This window comes from Pseudomonas sp. EL_65y_Pfl2_R96 (assembly GCF_963970905.1).
Classification (GTDB): Bacteria; Pseudomonadota; Gammaproteobacteria; order Pseudomonadales; family Pseudomonadaceae; genus Aquipseudomonas.
The window spans coordinates 1-472 of record NZ_CAXAQH010000296.1 but is presented as its reverse complement, the minus strand read 5'-3'; the positions used below and the strand labels follow the sequence as shown (position 1 = coordinate 472).

At 58.1% G+C, this 472-nt stretch carries 1 pseudogene; it reads right to left on the bottom strand.

Features of this window, described 5'->3' with window-relative positions:
- A pseudogene (locus AACY49_RS30720) lies at window positions 1–402 on the bottom strand (transposase); the annotation flags it as partial.
- Between the last annotated feature and the right edge of the window lie 70 nt (window positions 403–472).

Sequence of the window (472 nt, the reverse complement as noted above, 5' to 3'; positions counted from 1 at the left end):
ATTCGCTGACCAGCTTCACTGGTCGTCCCCCGGCAACAAGGGTGAGTGCGCAATCCATTTTCGCGACCGGGCGATCTCCACGGCCTCTTTGAGGATTTCCGCTTCCATCGTTTTCTTGCCCAGCATCCGTTGCAGCTCACGGATTTGCTTGAGCGCATCGCTCAGCTCGGAGGCAGGCACCACGGCTTCGCCTGCACTGACCGCCGACAGGCTGCCGTCCTGGTAAAGCTTGCGCCACAGGAACAACTGGTTGGCATTGATGCCGTTACGCCGAGCCACCACCGAAACGCTTTGCCCTGGCTCAAGACTCTCGCGAACCATGGCCAGTTTTTGCTCTGGGCTCCAGCGACGCCGCCGCTCCTGGCCCAAAAGCTCCCCACTCTTATCGTTGCTGTTAGTCATAAACATAACCGTTTGCCTATCCCTTATCGTAAGGGGGAAACGGTGTCCTGTCTTTCATGGGGCTCGTTCA